Source organism: Allohoeflea poritis (assembly GCF_027889715.1).
Taxonomy (GTDB): Bacteria; Pseudomonadota; Alphaproteobacteria; order Rhizobiales; family Rhizobiaceae; genus Hoeflea_A; species Hoeflea_A poritis.
Window position 1 is genome coordinate 1 of sequence record NZ_JAPJZH010000010.1, and the last position, 17,404, is coordinate 17,404.

13 protein-coding genes, 1 tRNA gene and 1 pseudogene are annotated in these 17,404 nt (G+C 61.0%); 4 read left to right on the plus strand and 11 right to left on the minus strand.

Annotation, left to right across the window (positions count from 1 at the left end; translation table 11 throughout):
* Positions 1 to 533: 533 nt before the first annotated feature.
* The 7 genes from OOZ53_RS16005 to OOZ53_RS16035 form a co-directional block, all read right to left on the minus strand.
* Positions 534 to 623, minus strand: a tRNA-Ser gene (locus tag OOZ53_RS16005).
* A 46-nt stretch (positions 624 to 669) separates the two neighbouring features.
* Positions 670 to 2,457, minus strand: a complete 1,788-nt coding sequence (locus OOZ53_RS16010) for a SulP family inorganic anion transporter (protein ID WP_271090671.1) — start codon at positions 2,455 to 2,457, stop codon at positions 670 to 672.
* Between the two features lie 84 nt (positions 2,458 to 2,541).
* The gene (locus tag OOZ53_RS16015; RefSeq protein WP_271090672.1) at positions 2,542 to 4,212 is read right to left on the minus strand and encodes a bifunctional protein tyrosine phosphatase family protein/NAD(P)/FAD-dependent oxidoreductase; all 1,671 of its coding nucleotides are present in this window, start codon (positions 4,210 to 4,212) and stop codon (positions 2,542 to 2,544) included.
* Between the two features lie 48 nt (positions 4,213 to 4,260).
* Positions 4,261 to 5,142 carry an MBL fold metallo-hydrolase gene (locus tag OOZ53_RS16020; RefSeq protein ID WP_271090673.1) on the minus strand — a complete coding sequence of 294 codons (882 nt, stop codon included), beginning with the start codon at positions 5,140 to 5,142 and terminating at the stop codon, positions 4,261 to 4,263.
* Positions 5,143 to 5,183: 41 nt separating this feature from the next.
* Positions 5,184 to 5,618 (minus strand): DUF6691 family protein, encoded by a 435-nt coding sequence (locus OOZ53_RS16025; RefSeq protein ID WP_271090674.1) that lies wholly within the window; start codon positions 5,616 to 5,618, stop codon positions 5,184 to 5,186.
* Positions 5,619 to 5,621: 3 nt separating this feature from the next.
* Entirely contained in the window at positions 5,622 to 6,050 is a 429-nt protein-coding gene (locus tag OOZ53_RS16030) for a YeeE/YedE family protein (RefSeq protein WP_271090675.1), read from the minus strand.
* Positions 6,051 to 6,316: 266 nt separating this feature from the next.
* Complete coding sequence (locus OOZ53_RS16035) at positions 6,317 to 6,667, minus strand: ArsR/SmtB family transcription factor (protein ID WP_271090863.1); 351 nt, start codon at positions 6,665 to 6,667, stop codon at positions 6,317 to 6,319.
* A gap of 226 nt (positions 6,668 to 6,893) precedes the next feature.
* Here OOZ53_RS16035 and OOZ53_RS16040 point away from each other — a divergent pair, with 226 nt between their 5' ends.
* Both OOZ53_RS16040 and OOZ53_RS16045 read left to right on the plus strand, forming a co-directional pair.
* Positions 6,894 to 7,853, plus strand: a complete 960-nt coding sequence (locus OOZ53_RS16040; protein ID WP_271090676.1) for a glutathione S-transferase family protein — start codon at positions 6,894 to 6,896, stop codon at positions 7,851 to 7,853.
* Between the two features lie 85 nt (positions 7,854 to 7,938).
* Positions 7,939 to 8,676, plus strand: a complete 738-nt coding sequence (locus tag OOZ53_RS16045) for a glycosyltransferase family 25 protein (protein WP_271090677.1) — start codon at positions 7,939 to 7,941, stop codon at positions 8,674 to 8,676.
* Here OOZ53_RS16045 and OOZ53_RS16050 read toward each other — a convergent pair.
* Together OOZ53_RS16050 and OOZ53_RS16055 are read right to left on the minus strand one after the other, a co-directional pair.
* Positions 8,673 to 9,524, minus strand: a complete 852-nt coding sequence (locus OOZ53_RS16050) for a glycosyltransferase family 10 domain-containing protein (protein WP_271090678.1) — start codon at positions 9,522 to 9,524, stop codon at positions 8,673 to 8,675. The genes OOZ53_RS16045 and OOZ53_RS16050 overlap by 4 nt on opposite strands.
* Before the next feature lie 114 nt (positions 9,525 to 9,638).
* Positions 9,639 to 11,051: pseudogene (locus tag OOZ53_RS16055) on the minus strand (8-oxoguanine deaminase).
* A 204-nt stretch (positions 11,052 to 11,255) separates the two neighbouring features.
* Between OOZ53_RS16055 and OOZ53_RS16060 the strand changes: the two are divergent.
* A complete protein-coding gene (locus OOZ53_RS16060; protein WP_271090679.1) occupies positions 11,256 to 13,058 on the plus strand; it encodes an IlvD/Edd family dehydratase in 1,803 nt (600 codons plus the stop codon).
* 7 nt (positions 13,059 to 13,065) lie between these two features.
* Here OOZ53_RS16060 and OOZ53_RS16065 read toward each other — a convergent pair whose 3' ends face one another.
* Both OOZ53_RS16065 and OOZ53_RS16070 read right to left on the minus strand, forming a co-directional pair.
* The gene (locus tag OOZ53_RS16065) at positions 13,066 to 13,980 is read right to left on the minus strand and encodes an alpha/beta fold hydrolase (RefSeq protein WP_271090680.1); all 915 of its coding nucleotides are present in this window, start codon (positions 13,978 to 13,980) and stop codon (positions 13,066 to 13,068) included.
* Between the two features lie 148 nt (positions 13,981 to 14,128).
* Positions 14,129 to 16,204 carry a lytic transglycosylase domain-containing protein gene (locus OOZ53_RS16070; RefSeq protein WP_271090681.1) on the minus strand — a complete coding sequence of 692 codons (2,076 nt, stop codon included), beginning with the start codon at positions 16,202 to 16,204 and terminating at the stop codon, positions 14,129 to 14,131.
* 302 nt (positions 16,205 to 16,506) lie between these two features.
* On the opposite strand from OOZ53_RS16070, the gene dapA reads away from it, so the two are divergent.
* A complete protein-coding gene (gene dapA, locus OOZ53_RS16075; RefSeq protein ID WP_271090682.1) occupies positions 16,507 to 17,388 on the plus strand; it encodes a 4-hydroxy-tetrahydrodipicolinate synthase in 882 nt (293 codons plus the stop codon).
* Positions 17,389 to 17,404 lie beyond the last annotated feature (16 nt).

A 17,404-nucleotide genomic window follows, 5' to 3' on the forward strand; every position in this document is an offset into this window, starting at 1 on the left:
ATGCACCGGAGACTGCGAGCATGGCCGCAGCGGAGCCGAGAAGAAGGCTCTTGATTTTCATTTCTGACCTCCAGTCAATTTCCTTAAACGGTCTGGGCGTTGGCTGCGAGGCAGCGTTCCCTGTCCCATCCCCAACTAAAAAGAAGATAAACGCCAATCCGTCCCTCTTCCGAGATTGAAGATACCGAACGGCTTACGCGAAGCAACGGGGATTTTGGTTTCTGCGGGCCCCGCGGGGGAGGTTGGGGTGTTGCTGTTGCACAAAAGACACGATTTCGCTCACGAAGCCGCCCAAACCCTTTACAGCCGTTAATAAATTTCACGGATTTCGGGCGAGAATCAACAGGAATCGCGGCCCTCAATCGCAACTGATCGACCGACGAATGGGCATTTTCTGAAATTGATTCGGGTTTGTGGACAGGCGCTTTGCTGTCCGCGCGGTTCGCTGTGTCATGAACAGGCGGGTGATTCACGCGCACACGCGCCCTGGCGTCCAGCACGTATCTGGGTAAACGGAAAATCCTGGCACGGGGTGGCGGAGAGGAAGGGATTCGAACCCTCGAGACGGTTTCCCGTCTACTCCCTTAGCAGGGGAGCGCCTTCGACCACTCGGCCACCTCTCCGGCAAAGCCCGAATTAGCGATAGTTCCAATGCTGTGCAAGGATTTTTCATTTCCCTTGAGGATTTTTTGCCGGCAGCACAATCATATCCGCAGCCGAATCGTCGCTTGCATCGCCGGCAAGCGCCCGCATCGCCTGGTGCTGGCTCAGAAAGACCCGGCCGGTCAGTTGCTCCAGAAAGTGCGACCGCTCCAGACGGTCCATGACCGGGCCCTTGATCTCGCTGAGGTTAAAAGTGACGCCGGTGTCATTCAGCCGTTCATTGATCGCTTCGAGCGATTCCAGCGCGCTCATGTCGATTTCGTTGACTGCCGGGCACATCAGGACGACATGTTCGAGATCCGGCCGCTGCGTCGCCTCGTCATAGATGCGGTCTTCCAGATAGCGCGCATTGGCGAAATAGAGGCTTTCATCAACGCGCAGCGTGAGGATACGCCTGTCGGTAATGACATCGTGGCGCAAAACGTTGCGATAATGCTCGGTACCCGGCACGCGTCCGACAATGGCCGTATGCGGCCTTGACGTGCGGTAGAGGTGAATGAGGATCGAGATCAGCACGCCAGCGGTCACGCCGAGTTCGACACCGAGGCCGAGCGTGATCAGGACCGTCGTGCAGACCGCGGCAAAATCAGCCTTCGAATATTTCCAGGCCTTCGGGAGAATCGAGAAGTCCACGAGCGACAATACCGCAACAATGATGGTCGCGCCGAGCGTCGCCTTGGGGAGAAAGAAAATCAGCGGCGTAAGGAAAAGTGCGGCGATTGCCAAACCGACGGCCGTATAGGCGCCGGCGGCCGGTGTTCGCGCGCCGGCGTCGAAATTGACGACCGACCGCGCGAACCCGCCGGTGACCGGATAGCCGCCTGAGAACGCCGCGCCGATATTGGCGGCGCCCAGTCCGATGAGTTCCTGGTCCGGATCAATCCGCTGACGCCGCTTGGCGGCCAGGGTCTGGGCGACGGAAACGGATTCGACGAAGCCGATCACCGAAATCAGGACGGCGGCCGCCGTGAGTTCGCCCCACAGCTGGGGCGAGAAGGATGGGAGTGTCAGCGGCGGAAGGCTTTGCGGGACACCGCCCACCGTTGCCACACCGCGATCCGCGAGACCGAAGGCCCAGACCGCCAGCGTGGACAACACAACGGCTGCGACCGGGCCGGCCTTGGCGATGACATCTGACATGCGCGGTCCGAAACCGATACGCATCAGCAACGGTTTCAGACCTCTGCGTACCCAGAAAAGAAAAGCCGTTACGGTGAGGCCGATGGCCGCCGTGAATACATTGACCTGCGAAAGACTCTGCGCGATCGACACAAGCAGTTCGAATAGGTTGTGGCCCGACGCCTCGATGCCGAGAACGTGTTTGATCTGGCTGGCGGCGATGATGATGCCCGATGCGGTTATGAAACCGGCAATCACCGGATGCGACAGGAAATTGGCGAGAAACCCCAGCCGGAACACACCGAGCAGCAGCAGGAAGCCGCCGGACAGGAACGCCAGCGTCAGGGCGGCGGCGATGTATTGATCCGTTCCCGGCTCGGCGATCTGGCCGACGGCCGCGGCTGTCATCAGCGATACGACGGCGACCGGCCCGACCGCCAGCGCACGGCTGGTACCGAAGACCGCGTAGAGGATAATCGGCGCGATCGAGGCGTAGATGCCCATCTGTGCAGGCAGGCCGGCGAGCAGCGCATAGGCGAGCGATTGCGGAATGAGCATGATCGTGACGACGACGGCGGCGACGAGGTCGTCCGCCAAGGCGTTCCGGTCGTAGGTACGACCCCAGTCGAGAAGCGGGACATATCGCCGGATGCTTGAAGCGCTCGATCTTGCCATTCGATTTTCCACTGTCGCAAAACCGGCCCCACCGCCGCCGCCGGTTGGCGGCACCGGTCTCGTCCGGCGTCAATGGGCAGACGATCAGCCGACCATTTCGGGCCTGGCCAGCCACTCCTTGCCGCGCAGCATTGCGCGCCAGTACATTGGCGGCAGGATCTTTTCTTTCAGGAACCATGCCGCGCGGGTCGGCTTTTGCCCGTTGATCAGCCATGTCGGCATGCTTGGCAGCAGCTTGCCGCCGTAGCCGAACTCTGCAAGCACGATCTTGCCGCGTTCGACGGTGAGCGGGCAGGAGCCGTAGCCGTCATAGTGGGCCACGGAGCGGGCATGCCCCATATCGTGCAATATATTGTTGGCAACTGTCGGCGCCTGTTTGCGCGCCGCCGCGGCCGTTTTGGCGTTCGGCGCATTCATTACATCGCCGATCGACCAGATATTGTCGAAATGCTTGTGCCGCAGCGTGTTCTGGTCGACATCCACCCAGCCTGCGGCATCGGCGAGCGGGCTGACCCGAATGAAATCGGGTGCCGTCTGCGGCGGCACGACATGGATCATGTCGAATTCCAGCTCCTCCTGCCGCTCATTGCCGGTTTCGTCCGTGACCGCAAACCAGGCCTTTCGGGCAGGTCCGTCGATCCCGACCAGCCGATGCCCGAACATCAGATCGGCGTGGTAGCGCTCCATGTAATCCATCAGCGCCGGTACATATTCCTTGACCCCGAACAGCACGTTGCCGGCGTTGCAGAACCTGATATCGATATTGTCGAGAACACCGGCGCGTCTCCAATGGTCCGCGGACAGATAAAGCGCCTTTTGCGGCGCACCGGCGCATTTGATCGGCATGGGCGGTTGGGTGAAAACGGCACGCCCGGCTTTCATTTCGCTGACCAGCTTCCACGTGTAGGGCGCAAGGTCGTAGCGGTAGTTCGAGGTCACGCCGTTCTTGCCGAGCGTCTCGACAAGGCCTTCGACCCCGTTCCAGTCAAGTTTGAGACCCGGCGCGACGATCAGCCGGCGGTATTTGACCACCCGGCAGCCGTCGAGGATGACGGCGTTGTTCTGCGGCTCGAAAGCCGAAACGGCGGCCTTGATCCAGTGAACATCGCGCGGGATCAGGGAAGCCATCGTCTTGGCGGTGGTCGAAGCATCGAAGATTCCGCCGCCGACCATTGTCCAGCCCGGCTGGTAGTAGTGGATGTCCGCCGGATCGATGATTGCGATATCGAGATCGCTGTCGCGGGCATGCAGGCTGGAAGCCACGGCAATGCCGGCGGCGCCGCCGCCGACGATGACGATGTCATGGCTCGCGTCGGCCGTATCGGTCGGTGTCCTGCCGCCATTGGCGATCCTTCGGACAACGCCGGACATGTCGTATCCGGCCTTGCGGGTCGTCTCCAGTATTGAGGGCAGGGGCGTGCCGCGTGCACCCTGGTCGAGTGACCACAGGGTCGCCGATCGGGTGCCCGTGCGGCAATAGGCCAGAGTCGGTTTCGGCAAGGACTGCATGGCTGCGCCGAAAGCCACGGCATCGCTGTCCTTCACCCGGCCGGCCGTCACCGGGATATACTGGCACTCAAGGCCGGCCTTGGCCGCGGCATCGCTGATTTCCTTGAATGCCGGCTGGTCGGCGCCTTCGCCGTCCGGCCGATTGCAGATGATCGAGCGGAAACCCTGATTGGCGATGGCCGCAAGGTCGGCCGGGTGGATCTGTGGGCTGACCGCCAGGGTGGCGTTGATATTCTTGATGTCCATTATGAATTCCTCCTGTGCCGCTGGCGGTCCGGGCATCTGCCGGACATGTCAGAGCGCGTTGACGGGCACTTTCAGCATCGGCCGGCCATCATCGTCCTTTGGCACTTCGCCAGCGCGCATATTGACCTGCAACGACGGGATAATGAGTTTCGGCATGTCCAGCGTTGCATCGCGCTCGGTGCGGAACTTCACGAATTCCTCGCGGGACTTGCCGCCGCCGACATGGATATTGTTGGCCTTTTCCTCGCCCACGGTGGTCTCCCACTGGATATCCCGGCCGTTGGGTCCATAGTCGTGGCACATGAACAGGCGTATTTCGTCCGGCAGGGCCAGGATCTTCTGGATCGATTCGTAAAGCGTTGCCGCATCGCCTCCGGGGAAGTCGGCGCGCGCCGAGCCGCCGTCCGGCATGAACAGCGTGTCGCCGACAAAGGCCGCATCGCCGATCACATGGGTCATGCAGGCGGGCGTATGGCCGGGCGTGTAGATCGCGAAGGCACGCATCGTGCCGATGTCGTAGGAATCGCCATCCTTGAACAGCGCATCGAATTGTGAACCGTCGCGCTGGAATTCGGTTCCCTCGTTGAAAACTTTGCCGAAGGTGTTCTGCACCACCATGATCTGGTCGCCGATACCGATCTTACCGCCGAGTTTCTCCTGGATGTAGGGTGCGGCGGACAGATGGTCGGCATGCACATGCGACTCGATGATCCACTCCAATTGCAGGTCGTTCTGCCGGATATAGTCGATGATTTCGTCGGCATGCTCATAGGTGATGCGTCCGGCGGCGTAGTCGATGTCCATGACGGAATCGACAACCGCGCAGGACTTGCTGGCCGGATCCTTGACGATATAGCTGATCGTGTTGGTGGCGGGATCGAAGAAGGCCTTGACCTCCGGTTTGACCGACATGTTGACTTGGTAGGACATGATATTCTTCCTCTTGCTGATGGACGGCCTGCGCTGGTGTCTCAGGCGCGTGCCGGCGGTGAAAGCGCATTCAGCGCAAAGCGGGTGAGGGCGATACCGGCGACCATTGCGCCGACGAACAGGACTGTGCTGCCATAACCAAGGCCAAGCGCCGGTATGGCGCCGCCGGGGCAGAAGCCTGAAATGCCCCAGCCGATGCCGAAGATTGCCGAACCGGTGATCAGGCGCTGGTCGATCATCCGGTTGGCGGGCAGATAGTAGGCAGCTTCGAGCACGGGTTCGGCCCGAGCGCCGAATACCAGCCGGTAGCCGATCGCCGTGGTCACGAGCGCGCCGCCCATGACGAAGATGAGGCTGAGATCCCAGCTTCCTGCAAAATCGAAGAAATTGAGCACCTTGGCCGGGTTGGCCATTCCGGAAATTGCGATGCCGAGGCCGAAGATCATGCCGATCAGCAGTGCGATTGCGATACGCATGACTCAGATGCCTCCCAGGATGTGGCGGACGATGAAAACCGTGGCCGCTGTCGACGCCATGAAGACCAGCGTCGCAACGATCGAGCGCGGGGACAGACGCGCCATGCCACAAACGCCATGTCCGCTGGTGCAGCCCGAGCCCAGTGTGACGCCGATGCCGACGATCAGGCCGCCGGCAACCAAGGCCGTTGCCGATATCGGAACGGAAAAGGCGATATGTCCGCCGCTTGCCGTGAAGATCAGCGGCGCCAGAACAGAACCGGCGAGGAACGCAAGGCGCCATCCCCAGTCCGCCGACAACGGCGGTATGATACCGGCCAGGATGCCCGTCATGCCGGCAATCCGGCCGTGAAAAGCCATCAGCAGGGTCGCGGCAAGCCCGATAAGAATGCCGCCGGCCAGTGAAAGAAAGGGGGTGAACTCGGTTTCCATTCTGTTTCCCTCCAGGAATTTTTGGGCCGCCCGGTTATTGGATGCTCCGGCCGGCCGTGCCCCGCCGGGCTGCGGTGATCGCGTAGATCGTGCCGGTTTTCCCACGGGGTTGGCTCTGATATATATGAGGGGAATCTAATATTCAATATTTAGAATATTAAAATATGCAAAAATTACGCTGCATAACGCGGTGCCCTGACAGTCGCCCGGCCTTGGTCAATGAATTTAATGAAAACGCGACCTGCTGCGCCTGGGCGCGGCGTTGGTCAATCGATATTCTGTCGCACCGGTTTGCAAAACAGCTCGTACATTGTCTCGATAAGGGAAGACACTTCTTTATCAGCGATACTGTAATAGATCATCCTGCCGTCGCGCCGTGCCATTACAAGGCGATCGAATCGCAGCCGTGCAAGCTGCTGGGATACGGTGGCCTGCGGCATGGACAACATGCCTTCAAGGTCCGACACGGACTTTTCGCCTTCGGTCAGGATGCACAATATCAACAGGCGCGTTTCGTGGGACAGGGCCTTCAAGAGTTCACTTGCTTTGCGCGCCTGTTCCAGCAGCGTTTTCATTTCGTCCGGACTCATGTCCGGGTTCCATTTGGGAAGTGCCATGTCCCTGTCCGATTCAGCGCCTACGATCCGGCTCACATATATAGCATCGGATATGCTGAATCCAGACAACGGATATTCACGACAAGTCACGGAAAATACAGCTGTCCTTGTGGCGCGATCAGCCGCCCAAGGAACGGGTGGCGACGCGGCGCGGCGAACCGGAGCGCCAGAACCGTTGATCGCGGCTGGAAGCTGCGCCATTTAATCCGCCAACCGGAGGAAGAACATGGGATTGATGTTGAATGGCGCTTACCTGGCGCAGGATCCACAGCCCGATACCAGGGAAGACGGTGAGTTCCAGCGTACCAAAAGCACGATCCGCAACTGGATAACCAGAAATGGCGCGGCGGGGCCGGCGGGTGAGGGCGGTTTTCGGCCTGAACCCGGACGTTATCATCTGTTTCTGGCTTGGAACTGCCCGTGGGCGCACAGGGCTTTGCTGGCGCGCCTTTTCAAGGGCCTGAACGACGACATCGGTGTCTCCTTTGCCGCACCGCGCCGCACCTCGGATGGCTGGGTCTTCGAGAAAGAAGGCGCGTTTGCCGAACCTCTGTTCGGCGCGGCGGCGCTCCATGAGATCTATGCCCGGGTTTCGCCGGCCTATACCGGCCGGGTGACCGTTCCGGTCCTGTGGGATCTCGAGCGCGGGGTGGCTGTCAGCAACGAGTCGGCCGATATCGTGCGTATGCTTGATCAGTCCTATGACAGCGGCATCCGTCTTTATCCGGATGACCTTGCCGCCGAAATCGAGCGGTGGAACGAACGCATCTACAATACGGTCAATAACGGTGTCTATCGGGCCGGATTTGCCCGGACACAGGACGCCTATGGTCGTGCCGTTGTCGAAGTGTTCGACACCCTTGACGCGATCGAGCGGCAACTCGGCAAAACACGGTATCTGACAGGCGATATGTTCACCGAGGCGGACCTGCGCCTGTTTCCGACACTGGCGCGATTTGATGTGGCCTATCACTATGCCTTCAAATGCAATATCCGGCGCTTGCAGGACTATGGGAATCTCTGGGCCTATGCGCGCGAAATCTACCAGATGACGGGAGTTGCGGACACGGTCCGTTTTGATATCTACAAACAGGGGTACTTTTCGCCCAGTCCCCTGCGCAATCCGCTTGGTATCGTCCCTGCCGGCCCTGAGGTCGATTGGTCAAGGCCTCACGGGCGAGGTTGACGGTTGCCAACAGGCATGCCTCGTCTTGACTTCAAAGCAATGTGCCGTCACACCCTTGGGTTGGGGTTTCTAAATCGGGCGGTTGATGCAGAAACGTGCATTCATCATTCATCTCGCGCGCGCCACCGGCAGGAGGCCGTTTGTGGATGAACTCGTGCGGGCGTGTCCTGTCCAGGCAGAGATCGTCGACGGCGTCGACGGCAGCACCCTTGCGCAGGACCGGATAGACAATGTGTACAGCCCTCGGCTGCACCAACCGCACTATCCGTTCAGACTTCGTCCGGCCGAAATCGGTTGTTTCCTGAGTCATCGCAAATCCTGGCGAAGGATCGTCGATGAAGATCTCGACTACGGCCTCATATTTGAGGACGATGCGGCGCTCGACGCCGCCATTGCCGAACCCGCGATCGCCTTCGCGGAAAACCACATCGCCAATGCCGGCTACATACAGATGCCTGTGAGAAGCTTGCCCGGAGAAGCGGAACTAAGCTCCGAAAGCGCTGGCTTCAGGCTCCTGTCTCCTCAGGTCACACCTCTGAGACTGTCGGGACAATTGATCAGCAAAGCCGCGGCGCGGCGGCTGCTCTATTTGACCGAGGTCTTCGACCGCCCGGTCGACACCTTGCTTCAGATGCACTGGATTACCGGTATCCGGCCGCTGGTGGTGACACCCTCCGGCCTGTCTGATCATACGCAGGCCGCCGGAGGCAGCACCATCGCGTCCGGCAAATCCGTTTTCGAAAGGGTGAGCCGGGAGATCAGGCGTTTCGCCTACCGCCGCAAGATCGAGCGGCTTTCGCGCAATCACAAAGCCCCTGCCTAGCGCGTGGTCTGTTTCAGCAAAGACTGTGCGGCGTTCTTCTCATAGTCGGTAAAGGCAAGCGCGCGTTCGCGGTTGGCTTCGATCGCAGGCAGCCTGGCCGCGTATTGTTCAGCGGTCGCCGTCTCTATCGCGGACCTGATCTCTTCGGCGGAATGGCAGACCAGCATTCCATCGGTGTCGAAAAAGCGATCGATGTCCGGCGCGCCCCAGTAAATCGGCACAGTTCGGCAGAGCAGACAGTCCACCAGCTTTTCGGTAAAGTAGCCGTGCTCGCGGCTGTTCTCGATAACGATCGAATAACGATAGGGCGAGAGACCTTCTTCCTTTGTTTCGATCCGCCTGTAGGCAAGACCCAGCAGGTCGACCTCCCAGCCGCCGCTCGCGCACCAGTCGGCGATTTCATGCCTCAGAGCGTGTCCCTCCAGTTCCCGCTTTGCCGAGGCAATCAGCGACATGTGCCGGCTCTTGTCCCGACCCGTTTCGTTGGTCGGATCGACCCAGGCGCCGCCGAACGGCATGACCAGCGCATTGCGTGTCCAGCGCGTCATCGCCGGGCGGTGTGTGATGATGCGATGGAACCGCCCTTGCAGCGCGATCGCAGCCAGATAGTTGCGCCGGTGGACGGCAAAAGGTTCCGCGATCAGCATTGAGACCCGACACGTCACGCCCGGCCTTGGATCGAGGAAATACCGCGACCGCGGATAAAGAATGAGGTGGTCGTCGCGTTCGAGGTCGCCGACGGTGCCTGAAACAGGGGATGTGCCCAATGGCCATTTCAGCTGGTCGAGCCGCACGTCGGCCAGCCTGCCGCGCAGTTTGTGTTCATAAGGCAGGATGCCGATCTTCATGCGGATAGTCTCTTCGCGCCCACGCGAAGGTTGTCATAACGGGAAATGCCGTGACTGCAAGGCCGTCGCCGCAACAAATTCGCCTGCGGTGTTCGGCGCCGGTTGTGTTTGAGGTCAACCGGCCAGCTCGCGGCTGTGACGGTTGTGCGCCGCAATGACCGGCTCCATGTCGAGCGTGGTGATGCGGCCATCCTCGACGACGGTTCTGCCGTTGATCACCGTGTGACGTGCATTTTGCGGTGCGCAGAACAGCACTGCCGCGACCGGATCGTGCAGGGCGCCGGCATAGTTGATGGTGTTGAGGTCCAGGGTAAAGAAATCCGCGCATTTTCCGGCCTCCAGTGCGCCGATATCATTGCGTCCGAGAACCGCCGCGCCGCCCAGTGTCGCCAGTTCCAGCGCCTGTCGCGCGGTCATCCATTCGTTGCTGCGCAACGGATGGGACTGAGACAAAAGGAAATGCTTGCGCGGACCCTCGGGCGGCAGCAGCCCCATCTGCAGGCGTGAAAGCAGCATGGCCTGGCGCGCTTCGAGAAGCATGTTGGACGAATCATTGCTGGCCGATCCATCGACGCCCAGGCCGACCTTGACGCCGGCGTGGAGGTATTTCTTGACCGGCGCGATTCCGGATGCGAGCCGCATGTTCGAACACGGGCAATGCGCGGCTCCGCATCCGTTTTGAGCGAATTTCGCGATTTCCTCGTCGTCGACATGGATCGCGTGGGCGAACCAGACATCATCGCCCAGCCATCCGAGATCCTCCATCCATTCGACCGGCCGCTTGCCGAAGCGCTCCAGCGTGTAGCGTTCCTCGTCGAGGGTTTCGCAAAGATGGGTGTGCAGCATCACCTTCTTGTCGCGCGCCAGCACCGCCGTCTCGCGCAACAGGTCTTCCGAGACCGAAAAGGGTGAGCAGGGGGCGAGCACGATGCGCGTCATCGCGCCGTGACCGGCATCGTGTTAGCGGTCGACGACCCGGATGCAGTCGGCGATAATGTCGTCCTCCTCTTCGACGCAATCGTCCGGCGGCAGGCCGCCCTTCGATTCGCCCAGCGACATCGAGCCGCGGCTCGCATGGAAACGTACGCCGAGATCGGTCGCGGCCTCGATCAGGAAATCGACCTTGTTGCCGCTGCGGAACAGATAGGAGTGGTCGAAGACGGTGGTACAGCCGGAAAGGACCAGTTCGCCAAGGCCGACCAGGGCGCTGGTGCGGGATGCTTCCGGATGGGTCTTTGCCCAGATGCGGTAATGCGCCTGCAGCCAGGCAAACAGATTGTTGTCCTGTGCGGCAGGCAGGTTGCGCGTCAGCGTCTGATTGAGATGGTGGTGGGTGTTGACGAAGCCGGGCAGCACGATTTGCCCGCATGCATCGATGATGCGGTCCGCATCGGCTGGAAGCGTGTCGCTCGGGCCGACCGCCCTGATGATGCCGTCCTCCGCATAAAGGCCGCCCCCCGGCAGTTCCCGCCGGTCTTGGTCCATGGTCACCAGCATGTCGGCGTTCTTTACAAGCAGTGAGGCCATGGGTGTCTCCGTCCGGAAGGAGTGGAACGATGATTGCCATGCAATCCTAGCGGCTCGAACGGCCCGTTCCACCGCAATTGTCGCGAAACACTTTCAGTTCACTGGTTTCATTAAATGGGATCGTATCTCTTTATTCGAAATATTTGCTGGCACCGGAAATTCTGGATAGGTAAAGGAAGGCATGCAAACCCAATGGAGCGCGCAATGAGCAATGGCGGCGAAGGTATGAAGCGAAGGTTGCGGTCACGCGAGTGGTTCGACAATCCCGACAATCCGGACATGACGGCGCTTTATCTGGAACGCTATCTTAATTACGGGCTGACACGCGAGGAACTGCAGTCCGGAAAACCCATCATCGGCATCGCCCAGACCGGCTCGGATCTGTCGCCCTGCAACAGGCCGCATCTTGAGCTGGCAAAACGCGTGCGCGAGGGCATACGCGAAGCCGGAGGCATTGCCATCGAGTTTCCGGTTCATCCGATACAGGAGACGGGCAAGCGGCCGACCGCCTCGCTCGATCGCAATCTTGCCTATCTCGGCCTGGTCGAGGTGCTTTACGGTTATCCGCTGGACGGTGTCGTGCTGACCACGGGCTGCGACAAGACGACACCGGCCTGCCTGATGGCGGCGGCAACCGTCGATCTTCCGGCCATCGTGCTGACGGGCGGGCCGATGCTCAATGGCTGGTTCCACGGCGAGAGGGTCGGTTCGGGGACGGTTGTCTGGAAGGCGCGGGAACTGCTGTCGGAAGACAAGATCGACTACGACACCTTTATTGAGATGGTGTCCGATTCCGCGCCTTCGATCGGCTATTGCAACACCATGGGCACCGCGACGACGATGAATACGCTCGCCGAGGCGCTGGGCATGTCGCTGCCGGGTTGCGCGTCGATACCGGCCCCGTATCGCGAACGCGGCCAGATTGCCTATCGGACCGGAAAACGCATTGTCGACATGGTCCACGAGGACCTGAAACCGTCTGACATCATGACCCGTGAGGCGTTCGAGAACGTCATAACCGTCAACTCGGCGATCGGAGGATCGACGAACGCTCCGATCCACATCAACGCCATTGCCCGGCATGTCGGCGTGCCGCTCTCCCTCGATGACTGGGAAAGCCGCGGGCTCGACGTGCCGCTCATCGTCAATCTGCAGCCGGCCGGCGAATATCTCGGCGAGGACTTCCACCGCGCCGGCGGCGCACCCGCCGTAATTGGCGAACTGATGCGCCACGGTCTCATCCACGAACGCGCGGTCACCGCCAACGGCAGGTCGATCGGCGACAATTGTCGCGACGTCGTGAGCGAGAATGGCGACGTCATTCGTGACTTTGACAGTGCCCTGAAAAAACAGGCCGGTTTCAAGGTCATGCGCGGCAACATATTCGATGGCGCCGTCATGAAGCTGAGCGTGATCTCCGACGCTTTCCGGGAACGCTACCTGTCGGACCCGGATCATCCCCAGCAATTCGAGGGCAGGGCGGTCGTGTTCGACGGGCCGGAGGACTACCATCACCGCATCGACGATCCCGCGCTGGGCATTGATGAGAACTGCGTCCTGTTCATGCGCGGCGCCGGGCCGATCGGCTATCCGGGCGCCGCCGAGGTCGTCAACATGCGCGCGCCGGCTTATCTCCTGAAACGGGGCATTCGCGAACTGCCTTGCATCGGCGACGGGCGCCAGTCGGGAACCTCGGGTTCTCCGTCCATTCTGAACGCTTCGCCGGAAGCTGCCGCCGGCGGCAATCTGGCGCTGTTGAAGACCGACGACCGTGTGCGCATCGACCTTTCGGCGGGCACGGTCGACATGCTGGTTGACGGCGCCGAGATCGAGCGCCGCCGTTCCGAACTTCAGGATGCCGGCGGATATCAGTATCCGGCCTCCCAGACGCCGTGGCAGGAAATGCAACGCGGCGATGTCGACCAGTTGTCGGATGGAATGGTGCTCAAAAGCGCGGTGAAGTATCAGCGCATTGCCTCGAAGGGGCTGCCCCGCGACAACCATTGACGCGTTTTCAGCCTTTCTCGGCGTCGCGCAGAAACGCCGAGATGACCTTTGGAAGGTCGCCGACATGCAGCAGGGGCGCATGGCCCTGACCGGATGCGATGTAGCGCTGCATATCCGGGTTTCGGCTGGCCATTTCATCCAGCGTTTTTTGTGACAGGAGCGATGAGTTTTCACCGCGGATCGTCAGCAGCGGAATATTGCGCAGGCCGTCGAACTGCGGCCATAGGGTCGGCAAGGGCACGTTCAGGTCGATCGCGTGCAGCATGTCAATCAGCGCCGGATCGAACCGGCCGACGACCTTCCCGTCCTTTTCCTCGAAGCTGGCGGCAGCAAGGTCGCGCCAGTCCTGGTTGGACAGGGCGCTGAAACTGGCGCCTTGCAGCGTTTGCAGGGTCTCGGCCACGGCCAGTACGTTGGATGGTTGCTTGATGCGATCGTGATGGGCCATGATCTGCGCCAGTCCGGCTCCCTCCACCACCGGTCCGGCGTCGTTGAGGATGGCCGCAGACATGATGCCCGGCCGCATCGCGGCAAGCGCATGAATGATCAGCGCCCCGCGGGAGGTTCCCACAAAGACTGCATGTTTGACGGCCAGCGCCGCACAGCCGGACAGAACATCGTCCGTCTCTGTCTGGATGTTGTAGTTGGATTTGTCCTTGTCCCAGTCGGACAGGCCGCGGCCGCGATAGTCGAAACTCACGACACGCCGCGGCGCCGCCTCGCTCCGCGACAATATCAGGGCCAGATCGTGAAAGTCGGCACTGTTGCGCGTAAGGCCAGGCAGGCACACGACCGTGGCGTGGTCATCCGCTCCGGCTTGTCCGCGCCCGTAGTCGCGCGCCGCAAGCCTTAGACCGTCGCTCGCGGAATAAAAGACCTGCTCGAAACCGGGTTCGGCACGTGTTGCAACGGTATCGTCCATGACTGACCTTCCGGCATTATCCCCCACCGGTGGTCAGATACGGCATCCGGACGGCAAAGCAAAGCCGTGGTGCTTCAATTACCGATACGCTTGGACATCGGCATTTAGCTGTAACGGGTGGATCGGAGGATCCGGAAAGCCGCCGCGGTCAGCGGCGGCCGTAACGCAGATCCGCAACGATATTGGCGTTCTGACCCAGCCTGACCTTGTAGACCTGATAATTCTCCATCACCCGCTGCACGTAGTTGCGCGTCTCGGTAAAGGGGATGTTCTCCACCCAGTCGACGACAAAGTCGATCGACTTGCCGCGCGGGTCGCCATATTTCTCGATCCACTGCCGCGAGCGGCTTGCGCCGGCATTGTAGGCGATGAAGGTCAGGACGTAGGAACCGTTGAAGTCCGAGATGTGCTGACCGAGATAGTGAGCGCCCAGCGTTGCATTGTAGGCTGCGTCCCGGGTCAGCTTTGATTTGGAATAGGCGATGCCGTGTTTCCTTGCGACCGATTTTGCCGTGGTCGGCAAAAGCTGCAGCAGGCCCCTGGCATTGGCCTTCGAAACAGCCGCCTTGTCGAAGGCGCTTTCCTGCCGGGCGATCGCGTAGGCCAGTGCCTTGCCGGATCCCGAGATGTTTGCGTTCTGTGGAATGACCCCGGTCGGGAAGGCCAGCGCCGCGACGTCGAGGCCGCGATGGTAAGCGATCTTTCCGACCTGCAGCGAAAGGCGGTGCTCGCCCTTCTTTTCGGCCATGGCCGCCAGGATGGCGAGTTCGCCCGGACTGGTCAGCTCTCGGGCAAGCGCGATATAGAGCGCCTTGGCGCGGTGCGCGTGGCCGGCTTCCGTCAGGCGGTGAATGGCGCGCACCGCATGGCGTCCGGCAAAGTGGGTGCGCTCCGTCGCGGTCGGCGACGGGTAGCGCACATTGATTCCCTTCCTGTTGATCCGCGCGGCGGCCAGCTGCCCGTAATAAGTGGCGGAAAATCTCGCGGCCTGCGCGAAATAATCGGTCGCCTTTCCTGGGCCGCCGGCTTCCGCTGCGCGTCCGAGCCAGTAATAGCCGCGTGAAAGGGAGAGCGGCCGTGTCGCGGTCTTCAGCACCCGTTGAAAATGTGTCGCCGCCGTCTTGCCGTCATTGGAAAGCCGCAATGCGTACCAGCCTGCGTGCCACTCGGCCTCGATAATGTCCTTGGGCCGCGAGGAGGCATGGCGAGCCGCCAGCCGGTAGGCGGTCTTCAGGTCTCCTTCATCCGCGAGCGCCCTGGAGATGATGCGGGATTCGACCCACCATTCATGGGTGTTGACGAGGGCATCCGGATTGCGCGGCGCCTGCAGCAGCAGCTTGGCCGCGGTATCGTAATTCTTCTTGCGTCTGTGGTAGGAGATGCGCGCAAACAGGTAACCCGGATCCTTTTGCCAGCTTGGATGCACGGCCTTGATCAGTTGCGCGGCCTTTGAACTTTTGCGGATGACGGCAGCGCGCGCCTTGAACAGCGATTGTGCATTGGCAAGCGCATCCACTCGGTCGGCCTGCGTGATGCGGTCGCGGTAAAGGAGCATGTCCATGCGGCGCTTGTGATCCGCACGCGTCAGCAGATCCGAAAACGCCTTGAGCACCTGGGATTCCAGCCGCTTGTCCAGAACCTGCTCGCGCCACACCGGTGCAATGACCGCCGCCGCCTTCGATTTCCGGCCGGTCGCCGACAGCGCCCGTGCCAGCGCAATCGCGCCTTCGATCGTCTCGGGCTTCGTGGTGCCGAAAGCGGTGATCACCTGTTGCGGCGTTGCGCCTTCGCGCGACAGCGCCCGCTCCGATTTTTGCCGAAGAGCGCCGAGACCGGGCCAGTGGGAAAGTTCGCTGGCGGCAGCGGCGATTTCGGATGAGGGAACGCCGCGCGCTCCGGAGATCGCAATGGCCCAGGTCAGCACTTCCCGGTCGAGGGAGCCGCGCGGCAGGCTGTCGCGAATGGAGCGCGCCGTTTTGATTTCGTCGTCCGAGAGCGCATCGAGACCGCGCTTGAGCTGGCCGGATTTGACGGACGGGTTGTTGATCCGGTGAACGGAAGACGTCACGTCGCGCGGGGCAACGGTGTTGTTGGCGATTTGCTGCTGTCCGGGACGCCACTTCGGCACAGGTACCTTGGACAGACTGATCTCCGCGCCGGCCGTGTGGGCCGCGCTGAAACACAAGGACGAAGCCAGCAGTGTCGTTAACGCCAGTCTGATCATCAGAACATTATCCCTTCAATTTGGGCGGAAATCAGCCCGCATATCGTTTTCGTCACGCCTGCATGGCCGTCATTCAGAGTGACAAAGATCGGTGAAAAGAGCGTTAAGCGGAGGTTATTGCGGCCAATTGTAATAAAATGTGTCAGGACCGGCGCGGGCATGGAATTTGTCGCACAGCGGCGCTTGCGGCGAAGATGCGCCGGGACTATGGTGCAGCGCTTTTTGCCGCCGGCGCAGTCGGTTATTCTGCGTGCGATGATATGTCAATGCGGGCCAGCGCGCTGGTCTTGTCAGGAGTTAGCATGTTCAAGGGGTCTCTTCCGGCGTTGGTGACACCGTTCAACGACGCCGGTGAATTCGACGAGCCGGCCTTCCGCAACTTTGTGGAATGGCAGATTTCGGAAGGAAGCAATGGTCTGGTGCCGGTCGGCACGACCGGCGAATCCCCAACCCTTTCGCACGCCGAACACAAACGGGTTGTCGAGCTTTGCATCGAAACCGCCGACAGGCGGGTTCCGGTCATCGCCGGCGCGGGCTCCAACAATACCAGCGAAGCAATCGATCTGGCACGGCATGCGGAAAAGGCCGGTGCCGATGCGGTGCTCGTTGTCACGCCCTATTACAACAAGCCCAACCAGCGCGGTCTGTATGCCCACTACGCGTCGATTGCAGCTGCGATTTCGTTGCCGGTCTTCATCTACAACATTCCTGGGCGCTCAATAATCGACATGAGCGTCGAGACGATGGCGGCACTGGCCGGCGATTTCGACAACATCGTCGGCACGAAGGACGCAACCGCCAAGCTGGACCGCGTATCCGAGCAGCGGCAGGCCTGCGGCGCTGATTTTATCCAGCTGTCGGGAGAGGACGGCACGGCGCTTGCTTTCAATGCCCATGGCGGCGTCGGGTGCATTTCGGTGACGGCCAATGTCGCGCCGCGGCTTTGCGCCGAGTTCCAGGATGCCATGGCCCGCGGTGATTACGCGGTGGCACTGGAGTATCAGGACCGTTTGATGCCGCTTCACAAGGCGCTGTTTCTGGAACCCAATCCCGGGGGTGCGAAATACGCGCTCAGCAAGCTCGGCCAGATGACCGAGACCCAGCGGCTTCCGATGGTTCCGATCGAGGCGCAGACACGCTCCGCGATTGACGAAGCCATGCGCCACGCCGGCATCGTGAATTAGGAAATGACGGCAGAAG